Origin of the sequence: Desulfatibacillum aliphaticivorans DSM 15576, assembly GCF_000429905.1 — a bacterium.
Classification (GTDB): domain Bacteria; phylum Desulfobacterota; class Desulfobacteria; order Desulfobacterales; family Desulfatibacillaceae; genus Desulfatibacillum; species Desulfatibacillum aliphaticivorans.
The window spans coordinates 74,446-95,623 of the sequence record NZ_AUCT01000024.1 but is presented as its reverse complement, the minus strand read 5'-3'; the positions used below and the strand labels follow the sequence as shown (position 1 = coordinate 95,623).

The window sequence follows — 21,178 nt, the reverse complement described above, 5'->3', positions numbered from 1 at the left end:
ATCTATGGCGCAATTAACCCCGCTTCTGTCCGCTGAGGAAATAGAAGCAAAGGTGGCTGCCGTGGCTCGTGAAATCTCCCGGGATTACAAGGATTCCGACCTTGTTTTGGTGGGAGTGCTCAACGGTGCGTTTATATTTATGGCCGATTTGGCCAGGTCCATCGAAAATTCCGTGGCAGTGGATTTCATCCGCGTCTCCAGCTACGGCTCCAGCGATACGTCCTCCGGCGAACATAAATTGACCAAGCCCCTGGAACTCGACATTGAGGGAAAAGACGTCATTATTGTCGAGGATATAGTTGATTCCGGCCTTACCATGAAGTTCCTTACGGATTATTTTCAGACCCTGTCCCCCCGTTCCGTTGAAATTTGCGCCATGATAGACAAAAGCGAACGCAGGGAAATGCCTGTAGATATAAAATACGCATGTTTCAGGGTGCCCGAGGGCTTTCTGGTCGGTTACGGACTGGACTTTGACGAAAAATACCGGTCTCTTCCCGGGATTTATACTTTACAACCCTAGCTAACGGGGAAAAGACATGATTGCCACATGCCTAAAATGCATCTATGACGCCCACTCTGGATTTGCCGCGGAACAATGGGGCCTGCCCGTGACTTGTTGTCATGGCTGCCGTCGCTATCACATGATCGGCGAGGGCGGAGGAGGAAAATCCTCCGGCAGCGGCGGAGATCTTTCCCTGGATTCGGACTTGGACCTGGGCTCCCTGGATGACGACCTGGATATGGACCTTTCCAGCCTGGAAATGGATTTGGACGCAGGCTCCGGCTCGGGCGCCTCCGCCCAGGCCGGCGCCCAAGCCGGCTCCGATCCTTTGGATGTCTCCGACCTGGCTCTGGACCGCCCGGCGGCCCCGGTGGACTTGGATGAAGACCTTCCGGATTTGGATCCGGACCTGGAGGGCGATTCTTCTTCCTATACACCGGATGAAGACACCTTTGACCTGGACGTGGACCTGCCTGAATTGGACGACGACTTGGGAACGCCTGAATTGGAAAACCAGTTGGCCGAAAATCTGGCGGCTGTTTCCCAGGCGGCTCCGGCCCAACCCAAGGATATGGATATTGACCTCCCCGACCTGGAAGACGAGTTCGGCGATCAGCTTGCCGAAAGCGTGGAAGACATCAATTCCGTGGAGCAAGGGTCGGAATTTTCCACCAGGGACGACGGCCTGGGCCTGCCGGAACTGGATATGGTTCCCGAGGACAATATGGCCGAGGAGGAAGCGCTGGGCGAAGTGAGCGACGAACTGGACCGGGAATTGCCGGAACTGGACATGGGGCTCCCCGAGATTGATGAAGACTCGGTGGACGACCCGGCCATGAGCCTGTCCGAGGACGACGCCCTGGATATACCCGACCTGGACATGGACCTGCCGGACATGGATTCCACGGCGGATGACTCCACCCAGGGGCCGGACGCCAATGAATTGGGCCTGCCCGACCTGGACAGCGATCCCGGCGATCTGGGCATGGCGGCGGATGACGAATTGGGTCTGCCGGACCTGTCCAGCGAGGACGACAGCCAGAGTCTTGACGACGACGGAACGGATGCAGACGACGACCTGGGCCTGGGCGGCGGCGATGACGGCGGCCTGGATCTTGACTTGGAAGACGCTGCGGATGACGACGATTTAGGTCTGCCTGACCTGGATGACGCTGCTTTGGAAGAACCCGCGGCCCCCGAAGCCGCTGACGATGATTTGGACCTGTCCGGTTTGGACGCAATGCCGGAAGGACTTGACGAACCGGTAGACGCCCCCATGGATTTGGATCTCGACGGTCTGGACGACCTGGGAGACGATCTGGAGGCTGGAGCCCCCCAGGAAGCGGATGCAACGGAAGACGCCCCGTCGGAACTGGACTTGGAACTGGGAGACACAATGACCATGGATATGGACGGCGTAAAGGAACCGGAAGCATCTCCGGATTCCGCAGATTTGGATGTGGACCTTGGCGACATGGATACCTTGGAAGACCTTAGAATGGAATCGGACGACGAGGAAGAATCCTCCGGCGAACTGGAACTGGAATTAGAGGACATGGACGGAGGAGAAGATTCCACGCCCCTGCCCCTGGAGGAATCCACCGCAGACCTGGACCTGGATTTGGATCTGGACAGCTTTGCGGAAGAGGATAAACCCGCCGAGGCGGCCGCTGGGGAAGACGACCTCGGCCTTGGCGAGATGGATCTGACTGAGGAGCTTCTTGTTCCGGAGTCCGGCGAAGACGAATCCGAAGGATTGGGCGAAGACTTCGATTTGGAAATCGACGACCTCTCCACGGGCAAGGAAGACGCGCCTGCCAAGGACGCGCCTGTTTCCGACCTGGACCTGGGCGACCTGGAAATGGAGCCTGAGGCCGAACTGGAAATGACGGAAGAGGAAGCCACCGAAGAAATGTCCATTGACCTGGACAGCTTCGACCTGACCATGGATACCAGCGCTCAGGAGCCCGAGCCCGCCCAGCAGGCGGCTGATGAGGGCATGGACCTGGATTTTGACATGGACATGGAGGACAGCCAGGGCGACGACGGCGGCATGGACCTGGATATTGATCTGGAAGATGAAATCGCCTCGGACGGCCTGGAAGTTCAGGTCGTGGACGATGACGAGCAGGAATTCGAGATAGATGAAGATACGGACGATTTCCAGGTGGACGCTCCCATAGGCGACGCCATCCAGACCATGGAATTCACCCATGATAACGAGGGCATGGAAACCATGGACATGGAGCCCGGCGAAACCATGGAATTGCCGCCGGAAACCATGGACACCGAAGCCAGCGCGCCTCCGCCGCCTCCGCCTTCCGATGAGGAAGAGGAGGGAGAAGATTTTGCCGCTCCGCCTTCCAAGAAAGGCCCGAGCAAGGTCCTGATCCTTCTGTTGGTCCTAATCATCCTTTTGGGCGGCGGCTTTGCTGCAGTCAAGTATCTGGGCGTTCAACTGCCCTTTGAAATCCCGTTTGTATCTGAAATGCTGGGGATTGCGCCCGAGCCTGAACCGGCGCCCATGACGAAGCCCAAACCCAAACCGGCGCCGGCGCCCGCTGCACTGCCTGCGGCGCCCAAGCCCCAGGCCGCGCCTGCTGAACCGCCTGTTTCGGCTGCTCCGAGCCAAAACATTGTGGGCCAGATCAATTTCGGCGCTTATCAGCATGAGTGGGTCCAGGGCGCTGACGGCAGTTGGATGCTGGTGGTCAGCGGAAAGGTGCAAAACGGATTTAACGCGCCTTGCAGCAATATTCGCCTTAAAGGCGTGTTAAAGGACGCCGCCGGCAAGGTTCTGACCGAGGTGCAGGCCTATGCAGGCAACCCCCTGTCCAAGGCCCAATTGAGCTCCATGAGCCGGGCGGACATTAGAAACTCCATGGGCAATAAAAATGGTGCGGGAAATTCGAATTTAGGTCTTGCACAGAACGGCGTTTTAGATTATACGGTTGTTTTCTTCGATCCGTCGGAGGCTCTGGATTCCGTGGATGTGGTCCTTGCTGGAGCCAATCCCGGGAGCTGATCGAAGAAATTATAAAAATAGTTGGCAGAGATGTATTTTCCGGGTTGACGCCGGACAAATCACGTGGTAAAAGCGCTTTCTCTGTTGCGGCGATGTAGCTCAGTCGGTCAGAGCATGCGGCTCATATCCGCAGTGTCCGGGGTTCAAATCCCTGCATCGCCACCAAACGCAATTAAAACCCTCGGGAGGCGTCCAGCCCTCTCGGGGGTTTTTTAGTTGCCACCGTCCAAGGAATGTTTTATCTTTGGACAGTGAACCGCCGATCTCTTGAGTACGGCTCCTTTGCAGGTGAGCGTGTGGACGGTTTTAACAAAATCATCGAGCAGCGAATTCAAGACGCCCAACGTAGAGGAGTCTTTGACGATCTTCCAGGCGCCGGCAAACCCATCGACCTGGACAGGGACGTTTGCGTTCCCGAAGACCTGCGCATGGCTTACAAAATACTCAAGAACGCGGGCTGCCTGCCCCCGGAGGTGGAAGTAAAAAAAGAAATCGCCAACATGGAGCAGCTAATGGCAGGCATGGAAGACACCCGGGAAAAATACAAAGCAATGAAGAAATTGAACCACCTGATAACCAAGCTCAATCTTATGCGTTCAGGCTCGCTTGAGTTTGATGTGCCCGAATGCTACGAGCATAAGTTGGTGGAGAAATTCGGGAAGAAATGAAAGCATGTTTTTTAACCGCAACAAGCAGGCCCCTAAGCAACCGGAAAATCCGGGGGTCGTAAAAAGCGTATTCCTGGCCTATTTCATTTTGGTTCTGCACGCCGTTTTGGTTTTGGGGCTGGGAGGGGCCGTCCTCTTCTTTGGCGGTCTGGTCCAATTTATGCCTTATATCTTCTTCGGCGGAACCGCCCTCATAATCTACTCGGGATACCGCTTTTTCCAAAAGCTGAAACGCGACGGCAAAAGCCTCTCCGAAGTCCTTTCCGACCCCATGATCAGCGGAAAAGAAGTGGAAGTCAGCTTTCTTGGCGGCTTGGTGTCCGTACGTATGGACGGCAGGGCGGCGGCCGAAAGACTGGCGGGCCCCCGCCATGTAGCCCAACTGGAAGACCCTGATGCCATGCGCCTTCGCGAGCTTAAGGAACTGGCCGAACTTTTTGAGAAAAATCTCATAACGTCCGCCGAGTACCACAAAGCCAAACAAGGGCTCTTGAAGTAATCCGGCCTGCAGGCGAAAGGCCGGAGCCTTATAAAAGGGTTTGCACAAAACATCAACCCAACCACGCCGGGGGGATCCATGAAAAGGTTGAATCTCGCCCTCCTATTCGGCGGCGCCTCCGCAGAACGGGAGGTCTCCATTCTTAGCGGCACGGAAGTGCTCAACGCCTTGGACAAAGACCGTTTTATCGTTCGCTGCTACGACCCCAAAATCGACATTCCGCGCCTTGTGCACGACGCTCCCAATATAGACGTCGCCGTGGTCATGCTCCATGGAGAGTATGGCGAGGACGGCCGCATCCAGGGCCTTTTGGACATGCTGGACATCCCTTATCAGGGGTCCGGGGTTTTGGGCAGCGCCGTATCCATGAGCAAACTGGCCTCCAAACAGCTTTATGAGCAAGCTGGGATTAAAACTCCGCCTTACCGTGTGGTCAGCCCGGACAATCGTCATGAGGCTGCAAATCTGGCGGACCAGGTGGGTTACCCCCTGTTCGTCAAACCCTGCATGGGCGGCTCCTCCATAGGCATGAGCCTGGTTAAAGGGCCTGCCGACCTGGACAAGGCGCTGGACGCGGGATTCGCAGAAGATCCGGTCCTGCTTCTGGAAGCCTGCGTCACCGGCGTGGAAATCACCGGCGCCGTGCTTGGCAACGACGAATTGGAAGCCCTGCCGTTAATCGAAATCGTGCCAGGGGAGGAATTCGCCTTTTTTGAATACGGCGCAAAATACGAAGCCGGCAAATCCGAAGAAATCTGCCCGGCCCGCATCAGTGAAGAAGACGCCCAAAAGGCCATGGATCTGTCCAAGCAAGCTCATAAGGCTCTATTCTGCAAGGGATACAGCCGAACGGATATGATTATAGATAAGGACGGGGCGCTGCATGTGCTGGAGACCAACACCATTCCGGGCATGACGGCCAACAGCCTGCTGCCCAAAGCCGCAAAGGTTGCGGGCATGGATTTCACCGCGCTCATGAGCAGGCTGGTCGATCTGGCCCTGGAAGCCAAGGGGCGGCCCGGGCATATTGAAGCGGCTTAAGGATTATTCCCCACCGGAAATAAGGCCAACTTGCCCCGGATGTTTTTCACCTCCAGGCCGTAGCCTTTCAGGGCTTCCTGTAAGGGCCTGCCGAACAAAAAATCCAGGTGTTCGTTTTTAAGCCCGGCCTTTTGCACCAGCATGGCCCGCATGTCGTTCTCGTACAGCACCATGTCCAGAATCTGGTTGGCGGCTTTTTCCGCCTGTTCTGAAGACAAGAGCCCGATCAATCGCGCCATTTCCCGGTGCGAGCACCTTTTTTCGTGGGCGTCCATGAATTTTCGGACGGCGTCCTGAGGGCCGACCAGGTCAAATCGCGTCAGGCGGTCCTTGGCGTACACCGCTTCAATGGCTGAAGTGTCCCAGCAGGCCAGGGCTCGGCACTCCATGGGGCGATCCTGGTAGATGCCGCAGTTTTTTTCCTCTTCGTTAAAAAAAAGGCAGGTCCACGATCCGGGCTTGCCCTTGATCTTGACCATTTCCTCCCGAGAAGGAGCCACGGCGCCCACCACGTTTTCGTACACCTTTTCGCCCACGCGCAAGCTAAACAAGTGCTGGGGCATAATAACGCCCCGCCGCATGATGTCCATGTCCTGCTTGTGAAGCGCGGGGCCGCCTTTGGTGCAGCACGAGCCGCACTGGATGCAGGATGTCCTGGGGGCGTCCGGAGATTTGCTGGAATTAACGGTCAATGGTTCGTCCTCATTGGCAGGAATGGTTGGCGCCGCATTTTTCATCATGGAGCAAGGGGAAAACATTCTCCGAAACCGGATCCAGGCATTTTTTCTTTCCGTCCACCCAGAGGACGGGGGAAAGGTGGATTTCGTCCCGGCCGCAGCGCATGAGTCTGTCGCAGGTCATGATATAGCCCCTTAAGAGGCCGTATTCTTCAAAGCACTGCCTGCCGTAGCGCGAGCAGCTGGGATGCATCCTGCACCGCGCTCCGCCCACGGGGGAGAGGATTTTCTGGTAGACGGTGATCATAAAGCCTTCGCCCACGCTGTCTTCAAGTTTGACGGCTGCGGGTTTGACGGCCTTTTTAGGTCCCTTCATAGGGTCTCCGCCCGCAACGGCGGGGCCGGCCGACAGAAGCAATATCACAATCAAAGCCGTATGCAGTGCAATCGTTTTCATGACGGCAGTGGACAATTTATCGGCTTCCCTGTCAAGCGAAAACCGGATGCCGCCAAAATCCTCCATGGGGGGTGACGATGAGGCTGTTTTGCGATACAGTGCCTTAAGCCGAAATCGGCTTGAAAGAATCGGAAAATTTGGAAAGGACCCTGCACCCATGGCGGAAATCAAAACAGGAAGGCATCTTTTAACGGCCGGAGAAACCTTTAATTTTACTTGCAATCCCCAGGTGGACTGCTTTACCAATTGCTGCCGCAACGCGGACATGTACTTATACCCCTACGACGTCATCCGCATGAAAAATCGGCTGGGCATGACCTCGGACGAGTTTTTGGAAAAACACACCTATTCGGATTATCGGGACAACGAGCATTTTCCCAGCGTCATGCTGAAAATGCAAAAGATCGAAGGCCTGCCGTGCCCCTTTTTGACCGATGAAGGCTGCACCGTGTATGAAGACCGGCCTTTTTCGTGCCGGGCCTATCCTTTGGAGCCCGCAGTCTCCCGGGTGGGCGACTATTATCATACGGCCTATTTTTTTACCGTGCACGATCATTGCCACGGCCACGGGCAGGGCAGGGAGTGGACTGCCGAGGAATGGATTGCGGACCAGAATATGGAGGATTACACGGTCATGAACTCCCATTGGGTGGATATGGACTCTTTGTTCCGGTCCAACCCCTGGGGACCCCAGGGCCGTCAGAGCCCAGCCCTGAAAATGGCGGCCATGGCCTGCTTCAACGTGGATAAGTTTAAGGATTTCGTCCTGAACAGTTCGTTTTTAAGCCGCTTTGACGTGCCCGAGGACAGGCTCGCCAAGGCCCAAGCCTCGGACGAGGATATGATGCTTTTGGGATTTGACTTCGTAAAATCCTTCCTCACGGGCAAGGGGCCGTTTTTTCCCAAGAGTTGATGATTAACCCATAAGATTAGACGGGCGGGTTATTTCACGCCGCCCGTTTGCCTGAGAATCGCCCTTTCCTCCACCAGAGGCAGACTGGCTTCCACCCGACCGTCGGAGAAAAACGCGTATTTAGCCAGTTGAGGCGTTTTGTCGTCCATCAGGTATACGCCGGAGAGTTTGTCCCCTTCGTAAATGATAAACTTGAGGTCCCCGTTTTTCCATTCGGAGCTTGAGGCCCCGTTGTAAAACCCCAAAATCCGCCCGTCCGTTTTATAGGCCTCCACCCTGGCGCCCTGGGCGTCATACTCGGCGTAAGCCTTGGCCGCGGCCAGGTCGCTGAACTGGGCCTTGTTCATTTCCCACAAGGCGGGTTCGTCTTTGATCTTGCGTAAAAACAAAGCGGTTTGGTTGAAGATTTTCAGATTCATGCGCATGCGCTGGTGGGTGGTCACGCCGGTCGTGTGGTAGCCGGAAGGTCCGGCGCTGTCCCCTCCCACCACGGGAATCGACGGCGTGGCGGGCATGTCAATGGTCATGTCGTGAGTGCGCTCCTCCGAAAGCGAGGACGACGTCACCACAACGTGGGCGCCTTTTGCCTGGGCGAACTCCAACAGGCTTTGGGGATCGTTGTATGGGCCTTCAAAGGACGAGCGGCCGATGATAAGGTAGTCCTTAAAAAAGACATCGTATATTTTATCCGCATTGACGTCGTAATAGTTGAAAATTTTGGCGTCACTGGTTGGGGGCATGGCCTCGGGCATTTCCGGGGTGTAGGTAATTTCATAGCCTCTTTGCATGCAACCGGAAAAAAGCAGAACGGCCAAGGCCGCCGCCGCGCAAAAGCGGGAAAAAACAGACAGGCAGGATTTCATATTAAATGTCCTTGATTGTTGGTTATCCCTTATGGTGCAAGGCGCACCCTCCGCCATGATGATACCTAAAATCCGGAGATAAATCCAGGACAAACCAATTGGTTTTTCCTTGAAGCGCTCTTATGACGTAAAACCCTCCAATTATTTCCCGAGCCCAATTCAAATGCGCCGTTTCGATGAATTGCAATCCCCAAAGGGCCTGCAATGACAAACCCTCATGACCTGCAAATTAGGCATTTATTCGTCAATGCATAAAACCAAGCCTGAAACGGGCGAATCGTCTGCATTGCACGGCCCGATTCTTGTGCTCCATTCTTGAATGTCGTCCTTGAAATTCTTGAATGCGAAATCAGGCGAACCTTTTCCGACCATTTTGAAGCGGAGAATAAAGAGGTCGCCGCTAACCCCTGAGGGTAATGAATCCGCCGAGGGATCAATGCCGCCCATGCGCAGAACTCCGGGCTTAACTATATTGGACCCAAACATGGAAAACCCTTTTTTCATCAATCCGGTTCGCTCGCATTTCTCAAATTCCAGAACTTGCGGATTATAATGGATTTCCAGGCCCATGGCCCGGACGCCGGAAGGCGCGTTTTCAGCCTTTAGCAGGATGGACATCATGTCTTTGGAGCCGGACTTCTCCGGCTTCTGAAAATCGGCATAAAGATCTTGCCAACCTGCAATTAGGATTATGATCGCTAAGACCAAAAAGTGTTTAGCCAAACGTTGCATAAAGAACTCCTGTTATCTGGCGGCATGCAAAGCCTGTTTTTTTTAACCCTTTAATGCGTCGCCTTATTCTGCGGCATCGCTTGAAAATGATCCCCTGGACTTGCCCGAATTACAAACGGAGCGCGATATTCAATCATTCCAGCCTTCTCCAGCGCTCCAAGCCTTCTGTATAAGAGAATCAGCATAAACAAGATTCCCCCTAAAACCAGCAGAAGCGCGGCGACCATGGACATGGATAAAATCAATAACACCGCCACAACCCGGGCAAGCCATTCCGGCGAGATAGCCTGATCCACAAAAAGCGAGGACACGTTGTTCACCGCCGTCCCGTTTTCCGCTTGGCCGCCGGTTCGAGTGCGGCCTGCTTTGGTTTGGTCTGAGGACGCTCCATTTTTCTTGCGCGAAGACGAAAACTTGTTCGCGATTTGGTCTGAACTGTCTAAACCTATGCGCTTTATCTGCTCAATCTTTTCTTTCATGGAAGCATTTGCCGCGCCGGAGGTAGATGCAGGCGCCGCAAAATTTTCTGACTTAGCCTCCAACGAAGAGGGGGTGTTTGTTCGGGATTTTCCGGAGGATAGTTTTATTTCCTGGACGCCCCGATTTGATTGCGGCCTTTCAAATGAGGTCTCCGCCGCGGATGCGGATTCGTTGGTTGCCTCTCCCGCATCGTTTTGGTCGGTTTCCATGTTTAAGGCGGAGGTTGCAGCAGTTTGGGATCTGCTTTCTTCCGAGTCCTGGCTATATGGAGTTTGGGATTCATCCTCCGTGGCGTTTTTTCTTTCCGAAGAGTTCGCACTTTCCTCCTGCTCTGCATCCAAATCCTGTTCAAGGTCTTGTCTGTACAGGCGGCCTGATGAAACACTCCACCCTTTGAGGTCGTCCTTTAAAGTCCCGAATGTAACAGCACTCTCTTTGTTTCCTGTAACCTGGAAGTTCAGATGCAGAAAATCTCCGGACTCGCCTTCAATGACGCCGGATCCAATGGGGTCAACAGCGCCGACGCGAATCACCCCGGGCTGGTATTCGTTCACGATCATCATGGGATAGCCCGAGACTGCCAGGCCGCCTCGATCATACCCTGTAAAGGTCATGGCGTCCGGGTCGTAACGCACGTCCATGATGAGCGCCTGGAGGTCGTTTGGAGCGTTGTTCACGGAGACGGCGAAAGACACCGCAGCCCCCATATTGCCTTCGCATGAGTTAATGGAAAGCTCCCCGGAGTATCCGCATTCCACGGCGCAAATAAGCAGCAAAGGGGCAACCCAGGTTAAGATTCTATAAAACATTCACACCCCCTGAAAGGGCCGTGCGGAAGGGCCCGGCAGGACCCTTCCGCACGGTGATCAAGAGTATTCTTTATTAGAGCAGATCATCCAGACAGCTTTCCAGTTCCAGGTATCTGTTCAAGATGCACTGGCTGTCGGCGGCTGTGCAATCGCAGTCCATGTTTACGTCGCAGGGCGTGGATTCACAGGGGCCGCAGGCGGTGTCGCAGCTTAAGGATGCTTTTTCCAAGGCGCATAATGCGTCGGAGGGAGTCACATCCCCGTCCAGGTTGATGTCGCCGTCGGCACGGGTCAAACATCCGGGGGATGCGTCCCATGTGGCTATATCGTCAACAAGGTTTTGGAGGCTCACCTGGGTTTCCTGAGCGACGATGGGAGTAAACCTGACGTAGGCCAGGATGCCCTCGTAATCGATCGCAACGCCCGGGGTTGTATCGTAAGCGCCGATGCGAACCACGCCTTCGGCCGCCAGGTTAGCGTCCCAGTATGTGAACTGGTCCAGCACGCCGCTTTCCATGCCAAGCACTCCGGTGATTACGGAGTCAAACTGGAGGATTTCAGGATCGAAGGCGACTTCAAATCCCATGGCGCTCACATTATTGAGGGCGCCCCGAATCCTTATAGGAACATCTACGGTTCCGCCCATACAATAGGACTGGCCGATGACGTCCAGTACTCCCTCGTCGTCTTCCACACAGCCGTCTTCAGGAGAAATGACCACGCCCACTACCTCGCCTGTGGTTTTGTATGCGATAGTGGCTATTTGACCCAAATCATTAATTTTAGGCTGAAATCCGCCTGTCGCTAAACCTGAGAAATCCGACTCCATTTGCGCCAGAAGCAGTTCCGTGGTGGTCAGCACCTCTTCCTTTTGAAGCGGGCAAAACGCCATGGGGACGAAAGTGTACTCTCCGCCCAGTTTTTCGGACAGGTTGATGGGGGCCCCGTACATCCCTTCTTCTCTTTGCCAAAGCAAGAGGACCCAGTTTTCATAGTTGTAATCATTGTAACCGAAGCCGACAATTTCGCCGCCGTCGTTCACATCCGTTGCCACGGCGTATTCATAACCAGCCGGCGGATCAAGCAGGAACGGGGACCCTCCTAGTTCGACGGCGAAAGCCTGGGAGCTGGTACAGACCATCCCTCCCTTAAGTGCCGTGCCGCAGATAAGTCCGCTGTTATTAATCCCCCTGGGAGCGCATGTAAAACCAGGGTAATTGAGATCCTGAGCGGGAGGATCGTCCTTGTCCCACAGCACTCCTTTTGCGCTGAATGAGGGTAATGCATAGCCCAGGCTTACTGTCTGGCCGTAGTCATTCATGTCGCTGGTGGAATTATAATAATAGCTGTTAAATCCGGCAATGGTTCCGGTTATGTTTCCCCTTTCCCATGCTCCCGCCGGCTTGTTGGCGTTGGACGCTATTTCCCCCTGGTTGTTGATCAAAACCCTGGTGTAGGGATAATATGGATTTCCAAAGATTCCAAAAATGGAGTCCGGGCCGAACTCCATTGCCATGGAGCCGGTGATTGGACCCGAGAACGGTACGTAGGACCGGCTTGCCGGATTGTCCAAATTATCCGCCACAACCATGCCAGCCAGGATGCCGCTGTCGTTGATGTCCGTAGCCGCGCCGTATTCGGAAAGCAGGTGGGCGGATTCGCCGCCGTCCCAATAAAAAGGCTTGGTGTAATGGGTGGAGGAGACCGGATCGGCCATCGCTCCAACAACAATGCCCTGATTATTAATTTCCATGGGCATGAAAGGGTAGGTGGTATCACTTTCCCCCGGTATGACGTTGGAAGTGGAATACTCGGCAATCGCATAGCTGCTGCGGTCCGGAGAATTGTCAGCCTGAGCCGGATTATCCTCGCCCTGCGTGAAATCCGCAGTGCTCATAATTCCCACGCGGCCGCCGCCTTCCGCCGAGCCCCAAACAAACTCCCTGTTGTTGTTAATGGCGCCGATGCGGGTTTCCTTGCCTAATTCAATGATGCCAAAACTTTGTCCTGACGAAATTGCCACCACGCCCAACAGGTTTCTTTCGTAAACTCCCGTCATTGTGCCGCTCATATACTGGGCGACATGCTCCAGCCCTCCGCATTCGTTGTCCTCGCCAAGAATGAAGGCTGTTACGTCCACACTGCTATTGACTCCGGTGAACCAGGTTTCGTGGGAAACTCCGCCGATTTCAACATTCATGGTGTCAATGTATTCTATCGGATAATTGGGGTCTTCCGTGTCGTCGATGATGTTGGCTGCAAATCCATGCCAGCCGTCTCCGTCCAGGTAAGCGCCGACAACAAATCCTACGTCGTTGATGTCATAGGCGATGGTCTGAATAACTACGCGATCGTAATCATTGGGAAAGGCGATATCCACAAAATTTGTTCCGTCCCAATAAAAACTTTCAAAAACCGTGCTTGCTGAAACTAGTTCGGTTCCGGTGATGGGGATGGTCACGCCGACGCAATGACCGTCAGCATTAACGCCGTTGATAATTGTTCGTTTACCGTCATAGGAAACCGTCTGATTCGTGGGACCGTTAGTGTTCTGGACAAAACCATACTCGAAATCAGGGTCTGTGTTGCTGTCCACGTAATAGCCCGCAATATAGGTTCCGTCGCTGCTGATGTCCATGGGGCTGGTGGAAGCCTGGTCCGCCAGGCCGTCCAGGGAAAAGGCGCTGATCACGTTATTATCAATGGTTATGGCTCCAACTTCCGTGAAACCCACTATAAGACCCGCGTCGCTTATGCCTTGAAGATTCATTTCATCATAACCTGAATCCAAATACATGGTGTGGCTGAAATCCAGCGCCCCGGCCGTCCCGCCTCCAAATGCAAGCAGGCAAATGCAGAGCGCAATTGTGTTGCAAACAAATCCGAAACCTCTTCTCATGTTCCCCTCCTGAAAAAGATGATGTGTTAAGCGGCGCCTGTGTGTACAGACCCGCGTCAGGCCGCCCAGCCCATCGTTCAACATGGCTGATGAATAGAGACGGATGGCTAAACAAAGAAATAAAGCTGCAACAAAACGCCGCCCGCCCGGCTTAACCCAGGTCCACGGGAATTTCGGCGACGCAGACTAAAGCAAAAACAAAGTGAATGTAGACGTTTTTGGGATAAGAGATTGAAAGCTGCTTACATGGGTTGTTCATGGTGATACCAATATTCAAGGCCAGTTATTGGTATTTTTAACATGAATCAGCGCTATTATCCATTTGAAGTACTGTTGTGTGGAAGGTATATACCAGGTAAATTCCCAAGTCAAGAAGCAAAGAATGCGGTGAAAGATCCCCAAAAAGCCCGCCCTCCAGCATGAATATGCCGAAAAAATCAGTCAAGAACCCCGTGCACTCCCTGTTTCAATGGAATTAGGGGGTGGCGATGTTAGCATTTTGCAGAAAAAAAAGGAGCACAATGATCAAGGGAAGAATTAAAACTCCCACATAGATCAAAGCGCCTTTTATCAGTTCCAATTGGGTGGGTTTGGGCGCTCCAAGCAATTTGATCAGGGTATTGGCAAGCCGCAGCCTTTGGGAGTAAGGCCCGTTTCCAACAGCATCTTCCTGCAGCGTCTTGAAGACGACCTTTTTGGTAATGGCTTCTCCCGCCTTGGGGGGCAGGGCCGCCATGGCTTTTTTAGCCAGCGAGCCTTCACGCCATTTGGCCTTGATCCCGAATGAAAAAATGACTGCAATGAACAGTAAAATAGGCTCCGACAATAACAGCCCACAGCTTGCCAGAATGAAAATGCTTCCCAGGAAGAAGAAAAACTGGGCCCTGGGAAAACGATCGAAAAACAACGCATCCAGAATTTTTCCTCCGTCAAAAGGAGTGATAGGCAACAGGTTCAAATAGTTAATGACTAAAAACATCGCTCCCAGCATGAGCATAAAATCATTGTGCGTATGGAAGAATAAGAGCATGCAGATTACGCCCAGAAGCAGTCCGGGCGCCGGTCCGCCCAGTAACACCCAAACCCTTTGCATAATTGTTGCGTCGTCCTTCGCCCCCATTGTGGCCGCGCCTAAAAACGGAACGAAAAACACCTGCCGGTTCTTATATCCGAACAGGCCCATGGCCAGGTAATGCCCGATCTCGTGTATAAATATGACCAGCAGCAGCAACAACGCGTTTTCAAAAGACCATAGCCAGGTAAAGGCCGCAACAAAGGCCGCGGCGCTTAGTATAAACCGGCCGATTTTTCCCTGGCTTCCGGAAGAGAAAAATTCCTCGGCCTTTTGATGGCGGTCGTACGCTGCGATTTCCGCCGCCATCAGGGCGTTGCCGCTGAACCGGGTTTGCGGCGCCGCAACCTTTTGCGCCTGAGCCATCATATTTTGCTCGCCTTTGATCATTTGCATGCTTAAGGCCCAGGCCTTGGAAAAAGTAAGCCGCCATTGAAAAGGTTCGTCCGCATGGATCAGATCTCCCCTGGCTTCCATGTTGGGGATGGTCTCCGAACCAAAACGCCTTTCCAGCTCCATATAGTTCTCAATGGTTGCAGGCAGAGGCCTGGACTCCTTCGCCTCGCAGGATTTCTGGTGGGCCTCCCACTGCTTGGTATAATCCCCCAAACCGTGATCCTCCAGTTTGAACCAGTCGGGATAGGCCGGGATAGACAGGGAGATTCCGTCCACGGTGGAGAGAACCGTCCCGTCGTCGAATAGGGTCTGAAAGTGGACCTCAAAGGGAACCTTGCCGTTGGGGATGGTTGGGGGCAGGACTATAGCGAATGCCATGGCTTGTTTATGGGCGAATGCCATGATCTGTTTGGGCGGCTCGCTTGTCCACAAGGGGGTGACGGTGGAGGTGCAGCAATGCTCAAAGCCCAGGGCTTCCATGGCGCGTTCGGCTTCTTCAAAGATCGGCCTGAACGTTGCGGCGCCCTGGCCTCTTTCCATGAAAAAAACGCCTCCCTTCCTAAACCGGAGGCTTTTCAAGCGAAGCCAGACCCTCACGCGCGGCACAAGCATGATAGCGAAAAACAGGAATACGGCTGGGACGATGAATTCAGCGCTATTGAGCATGGGAACCCTGTCAACAAAAAAGCCGCCTGCCCGTGATGGCGGGACAGGCGGCTTTGTTTAACTATTTTGATATTGTAGACGCGCGCGATCAGGCTGGCTCGCCTTGGTCTTCTTTCTATAATCCGGCTTTAGCGCGGATTTCGTCGGCCTTGTTGGTCGCTTCCCAGGTAAAATCGCTGTCTTCGCGGCCGAAGTGGCCGTAGGCGGCGGTCTTGCGGTAAATGGGCCTGAGCAGGTCCAGGTACTCGATGATGGCCCTGGGGCGCAGGTCAAAGACGTCCAGGATGATGTCCCGCATTTTATCCTTGGGAACCACGCCCGTACCCATGGGGTCCACCATGACGGAGACGGGCTGGGGCACGCCGATGGCGTAGGCCACCTGGACCTCGCATTTTTTGGCCAGGCCTGCGGCCACGATGTTCTTGGCGATATGGCGTCCCATGTAGGAGGCGCTCCGGTCCACCTTGGAGGGGTCCTTGCCCGAGAAGCATCCGCCGCCGTGGCTGCCTTGGCCGCCGTAGGTGTCCACGATGATCTTCCGGCCGGTGAGGCCGCAGTCGCCCATGGGGCCGCCTATGACGAACCGGCCTGTGGCGTTGATGAAGTACCGGGTGTCGCCGTCGATCATTTCCGCGGGGATCACCTTTTTGATGACTTCTTCTATGACCGCTTCCTGCAGTTGGGAGGTGGTCACGTCCGGCTTGTGCTGGGCCGCGATAACGATGGTGTCCACCCGTTTGGGCTGGCCGTTCTCGTACTCGATGGTCACCTGGCTTTTTCCGTCGGGCCGGAGGAAGTCCAGGGCGCCGTTTTTCCTCACCTTGGCAAGACGCTTGGTCAGCTTATGGGCGTAGGTGATGGGCATGGGCATGAGTTCCGGGGTTTCGTCCGTGGCGTAGCCGAACATCAGCCCCTGGTCGCCGGCGCCCTGCTCCTTGAACTGCGCGGTCTGCTCGTCCACGCCCAGGGCTATGTCCTCGGACTGGCGGTCGATGCTGGTGAGCACCGAGCAGGTCTGCCAGTCAAAGCCCATCTGGGAGGAGTGATAGCCGATTTCCTTGATGGTGTTCCGGACGATGTCAGGGATGTCCACGTAGCAGCTTGTGGTGATTTCCCCGGCGATAAAGGCCAGGCCCGTGGTCACCAGGGTTTCGCAAGCCACCCGGCAGTTTTTGTCCTGGGCCATGATGCCGTCCAGGATGTTGTCGGAAATGGCGTCAGCCACTTTGTCAGGATGTCCTTCTGTCACGGATTCCGAGGTGAAGAAAAATTTGTTGTCGCTCATAAAACGGCTCCCTTCTGTGTTATTTAGACCCTCTCCGTTTGGAAAAGCGTACTTGTGTTTAAAAAGAATAAGGAACTAGGGTTCAAGCACTTTATTGTCTATAAGCCGGGTTGACCCGATCTTGACCGCCAGGGCCATCAAGGTCGGTCCGGCAATGGCTTCCACGTCGTCCAGGGTTGCTGGATCGCACAATTTTGCATAATCGATTTCAGCGCCTGGAACGGCTAAAATAGTTTCCGAGGCTTTTTCAAGAATGACCGCGGCGCTTTTTTCCCCCGCCGAGACCATCTCCTGGGCCTGGTTGAGAGACTTGTATAAGGCCGGGGCGTCTTTTCTCTGTTCGGGCGTCAAGTAGGCGTTCCTGGAACTCATGGCCAGGCCGTCCGGCTCGCGGACTGTTGGACCGCCTATGATCTCTATGCCGAAGTCCAGGTCCTTGACCATCTGGCGGATGACCGCAAGCTGCTGAAAGTCTTTTTCGCCGAAAATCGCCGTATGAGGCCGGACAATGTTGAACAGCTTGGTCACCACGGTGGCGACCCCGCGAAAATGCACGGGCCGGGACAGGCCGCATAAATGATTAGGCAGCTTTTCCAGGGCCACGTAAGTTTGGTAATTGGGGCCGTACATCATTTCGTTATTGGGCATGAATATGGCGTCCACCCCGGCTTCCCGGGCGACCTTTTGGTCCCGCTCCTCGTCCCTGGGGTAGGCGTCCAGGTCTTCGTTGGGGCCGAATTGGGTGGGATTCACAAAAATGCTGAGTACAAGATAATCGCAGAGGCTTCTCCCTTTTTTTAACAAGGACAAATGCCCCTCGTGCAAATAGCCCATGGTGGGGACAAAGGCTATGGTCTTTCCTTCCCGCCTGACAGCTTCACTACGGGCGGCCATGGCCGCTTTGTCCGAAATGATTTCCAAAGGACTCCTCCGAAAAAAATTGAGGTTGCTAAGAAAAAAATACGCTATGGCATCATAGGGTAAAAGTCAATAAGCCCTCCGGGGCGGGGCGTAAAAGAAATGTCACAAACCAACGGCGCCTCCGGGGCCTGAAAAGGAGCCTGGGCGGCAGTCTCCCGGTAAACCTTGCCTTTTTTCTCTGATAAAGCTATTTGTCTGATTCCGTCAAGGACTATTCCCAAGTTTTAACTCGAATTCAAACATCCATGATACCCCAAAACGAGGCGCCGTGAAAACCTTTGGCTTCACCAATCAGGGTGGTCTTTCAAAATATACGGTCCCAACCTTGGTTTTCACGCTTCTGGCGGTCCATTTTCTGCTCGGGGCGTCCTCCGCAATACGTAAAAGTAACACCTATGACGAAATTGTCCACATTACCGCCGGATTCTCCAACTGGACCCAGCAGGATCACCGGGGCGACCCGGTGAGCGGCGCCCTGCCCAAAGGCCTTGCAGCCTTGCCTCTGTTGTTCATGGATCTATCGCCGCCCGATCCGCTGTCGGAGGATGTATTTACGGATTTTTTATACAACCCGGCCAATCCCACGGATCAAATGCTTTTTCGGGCCAGGCTCATGATCATGCTGCTTTCCATGTGTTTGGGATACGCGGTGTTTTTGTGGTCCCGGAACTTGTTCGGCGTCAAGGCCGGATTGTTCTCCCTGGCGCTATATTGCTTCTCCCCCACCATGCTGGCCCACGCCCGGCTGGCGACCTCGGACCTGGCTGCAGCTCTTTTCTTCATGCTGAGCTTGGGGGCCCTGCAAAAGCTCCTGGCCAGACCGGGACTTTTGTCTTCCGTACTGGCTGGGCTGGCTTTAGGAGGCCTCATGGCTTCCAAACTGTCTTTCCTGATAATTTTTCCGGTCGCCGCCGTGCTGATGATCATGCATTGGGCCGGGAAAGGGCGTAAAAGAGGGGATATGGCAAAATGCCTGCCCTGGATGGCCTTCGCCCTGGCCCTGGCGATCTCTACGGTTTGGGCGCTGTACGGATTTCGCTTTTACGCCGCGCCGGAGGGCGGCCTTTCCCTGGCCGCAGGCTCCTCGGTTTCCGGAATATGGGCTTTATTGATCAAAACCAAATTTTTCCCGGAATCTTTCATCATGGGGCTGTGGGACGTTTTCCACAAGCTGTCCCTGCGCGACGGGTTCATGAACGGCGCCTATTCCATCACCGGATGGGTGCTTTTTTTCCCCTTTTGCATGGCCGTAAAAACCCCTGAACCCATTATCCTGATTGCGGCCCTGGCGGCCGGCGCTCTTTTTTTGCATCGCCGGGATTCCAAGGCCTTCCAGGCCCGTCCCTTGTGGGTGTTCGTGTTGGTATACATGGCCATGGCAATGAGCGTGGGCGTTAACATCGGCCACCGCTATTTGCTGCCAATGTACCCGGCCGTGTTCATATTGGCGGGCGCTCTGATTCATTATTGGGGGGATCGGCCGCGGCTCCGCATCGCCGCCCCGGCATGTCTGCTCATCCTAATTGCGCAGTCTTTATGGATCTGGCCCCATTACCTTTCTTTTTTCAATGGGATTTCAGGCGGACCCGGGCGGGGCTATGAACGCCTTGTGGACAGTTCCCTGGATTGGGGCCAGGACCTTCCGGCATTAAAGGAGTGGCAGGACCAGAAGACGGACGATCTTCCGGTTTACCTTTCCTATTTCGGAACCGCACTGCCCGAGCACTTTGGCGTTCACGCCGAAAAAATCGCCCCCATGAACCTGGATAAGCCGGGAATTCCGGCCTTGAAGCCGGGCTGGTATTGCATCAGCGCAACCTATTTAAAGCAAGTGTACACCGGCGCGTTGGGGCCGTATAGCCGGCCTTTTGAAGCCAAGTATCAGGAATTCAATCAACTGGTCCATGACCTGGGTCTGGGGAAAAAATCTGACCCAAGCCCGGTGCAGGCGGAAATCATCTCCAAGTTCCGACGAGCCCGGTTCGCCAGGCTTTGCCACGTCCTGGGCCAGCGCCGCCCCGACGCCGTGGCCGCCTACTCCATTTGCATATACAAGGTGGATCAAAGCGAGCTGCATAGAGCGCTGTTTGAGCCCATGCCCGGGCTGCCCAAAACCCGTATGGTCAAAGGAGCGGGGGACTACACCTTGTTTTAGATGCCTCAAGGAAGGCTCTGGAAGAAAAGCCAGTCCCTTATGCAGTCCGCAAACAAAGCGTAGCCCTTGGCGTTGGGGTGAAAGTCCTTTTCCCAGTACAGCGATTCGGGAGGCGTCCCGGCGGCGTCCAGGTGCTTTTTCATGCACGGCAGGACGTCGCACACGGGAATTTTTTCCCCCGTGATCTGCTGACCCAAGGAATTCAGGCCCTGGTTGTATCGTCCTGTTTTCAATTCCTGAAGATGAGGCTGTAGGACGACGACCAGTTGAAAGCCGTTCTTGCCTCCTGAAAGCTCCATTTCCTTCACCAACTCCGCAATGTTTTTCCGGGCTTCTTCATTGGCCTTCATGTGTTCCCGGGGCGATAAAAGCAGCCAGTCGCAGGCGAAAACCCGCATGGCCAGCAGCCGCCCCAACCTGCTTTTGGCGAACAGGGGCTCCCAGGCCGAAGTCTTCTTGTATTGCACCCTATCATCCGCAAGAAATCGTTCCTCGCCGCCCCGGGCCATGACGTCCGTGACGTCAAAGGAATTGAGGGCCAGGATCACCAGGTCCGGATTAAACTGCATCAGTCGTTCTTCCAGCAGGCGGCGGCAATAAAAAGGATCGCTGCCCGCTACCCCACCCATGATGACTTCCACAGACGCCTCGCCGTCCGTGTTCAGAGATTGCTCCAGAACTTTGGGCCAGGATTCTTTAAATATGGCCCCCTGCCCTTCCGTGAAGGAGTCTCCCAGTACAATGATGCGCTTTGTTCCCGAAGGTTTTGCGGCCGCATGGTCCTTGTCCCGTATTCCCATGGAATTGGTTTTAAGGGGGAAATTGAACTCCGGCTGGGCGTACTCCATGTGGGTGTTGGGGGGCCTGAGCATGAGCCATGAATTGCCTTGAACCGCATAAGGGGAGACGTATTCGCCCCCGTTACGCTCCTCCCAGGTTGCGTAAGCGCCTAATGCGCGCAGTTCAAGCTCCGCCAGAATGATCAGCGCCAAGCCTGCAACCAGGAAAACAAGAAGCGTTTTAGTTGATTTTTTCATAGGTTTAGGGCAAGATGATCGAAATTATCCAAGCAGTTAGTACCATGACGTCGACGCCAAATCAATTAAACTCACCTG

At 54.6% G+C, this 21,178-nt stretch carries 17 protein-coding genes and 1 tRNA gene; 8 read left to right on the top strand and 10 right to left on the bottom strand.

Going from position 1 to position 21,178, the window contains the following annotated elements; genetic code table 11:
* Positions 1-4 precede the first annotated feature (4 nt).
* From hpt to G491_RS0119900, 6 genes are all read left to right on the top strand, one after another.
* Positions 5-523: a hypoxanthine phosphoribosyltransferase gene (gene hpt, locus G491_RS0119925; protein WP_015947990.1), complete on the top strand. Its 519-nt coding sequence runs from the start codon at positions 5-7 to the stop codon at positions 521-523.
* A gap of 16 nt (positions 524-539) precedes the next feature.
* Positions 540-3,530: a DUF3426 domain-containing protein gene (locus G491_RS0119920; protein WP_028315822.1), complete on the top strand. Its 2,991-nt coding sequence runs from the start codon at positions 540-542 to the stop codon at positions 3,528-3,530.
* Positions 3,531-3,618: 88 nt separating this feature from the next.
* Positions 3,619-3,695: transfer RNA gene (locus G491_RS0119915), tRNA-Met, on the top strand.
* Positions 3,696-3,826: 131 nt separating this feature from the next.
* Positions 3,827-4,198: a DnaJ family domain-containing protein gene (locus G491_RS0119910; RefSeq protein WP_035219595.1), complete on the top strand. Its 372-nt coding sequence runs from the start codon at positions 3,827-3,829 to the stop codon at positions 4,196-4,198.
* A 4-nt stretch (positions 4,199-4,202) separates the two neighbouring features.
* Positions 4,203-4,697 (top strand): SHOCT domain-containing protein, encoded by a 495-nt coding sequence (locus tag G491_RS0119905; protein WP_015947993.1) that lies wholly within the window; start codon positions 4,203-4,205, stop codon positions 4,695-4,697.
* Positions 4,698-4,775: 78 nt separating this feature from the next.
* A complete protein-coding gene (locus tag G491_RS0119900; RefSeq protein WP_028315821.1) occupies positions 4,776-5,738 on the top strand; it encodes a D-alanine--D-alanine ligase family protein in 963 nt (320 codons plus the stop codon).
* Here G491_RS0119900 and G491_RS31670 read toward each other — a convergent pair.
* The gene (locus G491_RS31670) at positions 5,735-6,430 is read right to left on the bottom strand and encodes a YkgJ family cysteine cluster protein (protein WP_169829486.1); all 696 of its coding nucleotides are present in this window, start codon (positions 6,428-6,430) and stop codon (positions 5,735-5,737) included. The genes G491_RS0119900 and G491_RS31670 overlap by 4 nt on opposite strands.
* 10 nt (positions 6,431-6,440) lie before the next feature.
* Entirely contained in the window at positions 6,441-6,791 is a 351-nt protein-coding gene (gene yidD, locus G491_RS35975) for a membrane protein insertion efficiency factor YidD (RefSeq protein ID WP_169829485.1), read from the bottom strand.
* 238 nt (positions 6,792-7,029) lie between these two features.
* On the opposite strand from yidD, the gene G491_RS31660 reads away from it, so the two are divergent.
* Entirely contained in the window at positions 7,030-7,785 is a 756-nt protein-coding gene (locus G491_RS31660) for a YkgJ family cysteine cluster protein (RefSeq protein ID WP_051327399.1), read from the top strand.
* Between the two features lie 29 nt (positions 7,786-7,814).
* Here G491_RS31660 and G491_RS34275 read toward each other — a convergent pair whose 3' ends face one another.
* The 7 genes from G491_RS34275 to panC form a co-directional block, all read right to left on the bottom strand.
* Positions 7,815-8,648: a hypothetical protein gene (locus G491_RS34275; RefSeq protein WP_028315820.1), complete on the bottom strand. Its 834-nt coding sequence runs from the start codon at positions 8,646-8,648 to the stop codon at positions 7,815-7,817.
* A 237-nt stretch (positions 8,649-8,885) separates the two neighbouring features.
* Complete coding sequence (locus G491_RS0119870; RefSeq protein ID WP_015947999.1) at positions 8,886-9,380, bottom strand: cohesin domain-containing protein; 495 nt, start codon at positions 9,378-9,380, stop codon at positions 8,886-8,888.
* A gap of 50 nt (positions 9,381-9,430) precedes the next feature.
* On the bottom strand, positions 9,431-10,669 hold the full coding sequence (locus tag G491_RS0119865) for a cohesin domain-containing protein (RefSeq protein WP_028315818.1): 1,239 nt from the start codon (positions 10,667-10,669) through the stop codon (positions 9,431-9,433).
* Between the two features lie 73 nt (positions 10,670-10,742).
* A complete protein-coding gene (locus tag G491_RS0119860; RefSeq protein ID WP_028315817.1) occupies positions 10,743-13,568 on the bottom strand; it encodes a cohesin domain-containing protein in 2,826 nt (941 codons plus the stop codon).
* A 475-nt stretch (positions 13,569-14,043) separates the two neighbouring features.
* Positions 14,044-15,576: a site-2 protease family protein gene (locus G491_RS0119855; RefSeq protein ID WP_169829484.1), complete on the bottom strand. Its 1,533-nt coding sequence runs from the start codon at positions 15,574-15,576 to the stop codon at positions 14,044-14,046.
* Positions 15,577-15,817: 241 nt separating this feature from the next.
* Positions 15,818-16,987 (bottom strand): methionine adenosyltransferase, encoded by a 1,170-nt coding sequence (metK, locus tag G491_RS0119845; protein WP_028315814.1) that lies wholly within the window; start codon positions 16,985-16,987, stop codon positions 15,818-15,820.
* Between the two features lie 75 nt (positions 16,988-17,062).
* Positions 17,063-17,908: a pantoate--beta-alanine ligase gene (gene panC / locus G491_RS0119840; RefSeq protein WP_028315813.1), complete on the bottom strand. Its 846-nt coding sequence runs from the start codon at positions 17,906-17,908 to the stop codon at positions 17,063-17,065.
* Positions 17,909-18,176: 268 nt separating this feature from the next.
* On the opposite strand from panC, the gene G491_RS0119835 reads away from it, so the two are divergent.
* The gene (locus tag G491_RS0119835) at positions 18,177-20,063 is read left to right on the top strand and encodes a glycosyltransferase family 39 protein (RefSeq protein ID WP_169829483.1); all 1,887 of its coding nucleotides are present in this window, start codon (positions 18,177-18,179) and stop codon (positions 20,061-20,063) included.
* Positions 20,064-20,068: 5 nt separating this feature from the next.
* On the opposite strand, the gene G491_RS0119830 is transcribed toward G491_RS0119835, so the two are convergent.
* Positions 20,069-21,055, bottom strand: coding sequence for an SGNH/GDSL hydrolase family protein (locus G491_RS0119830; RefSeq protein ID WP_169829482.1), 987 nt, complete (start codon positions 21,053-21,055; stop codon positions 20,069-20,071).
* Positions 21,056-21,178: the final 123 nt, after the last annotated feature.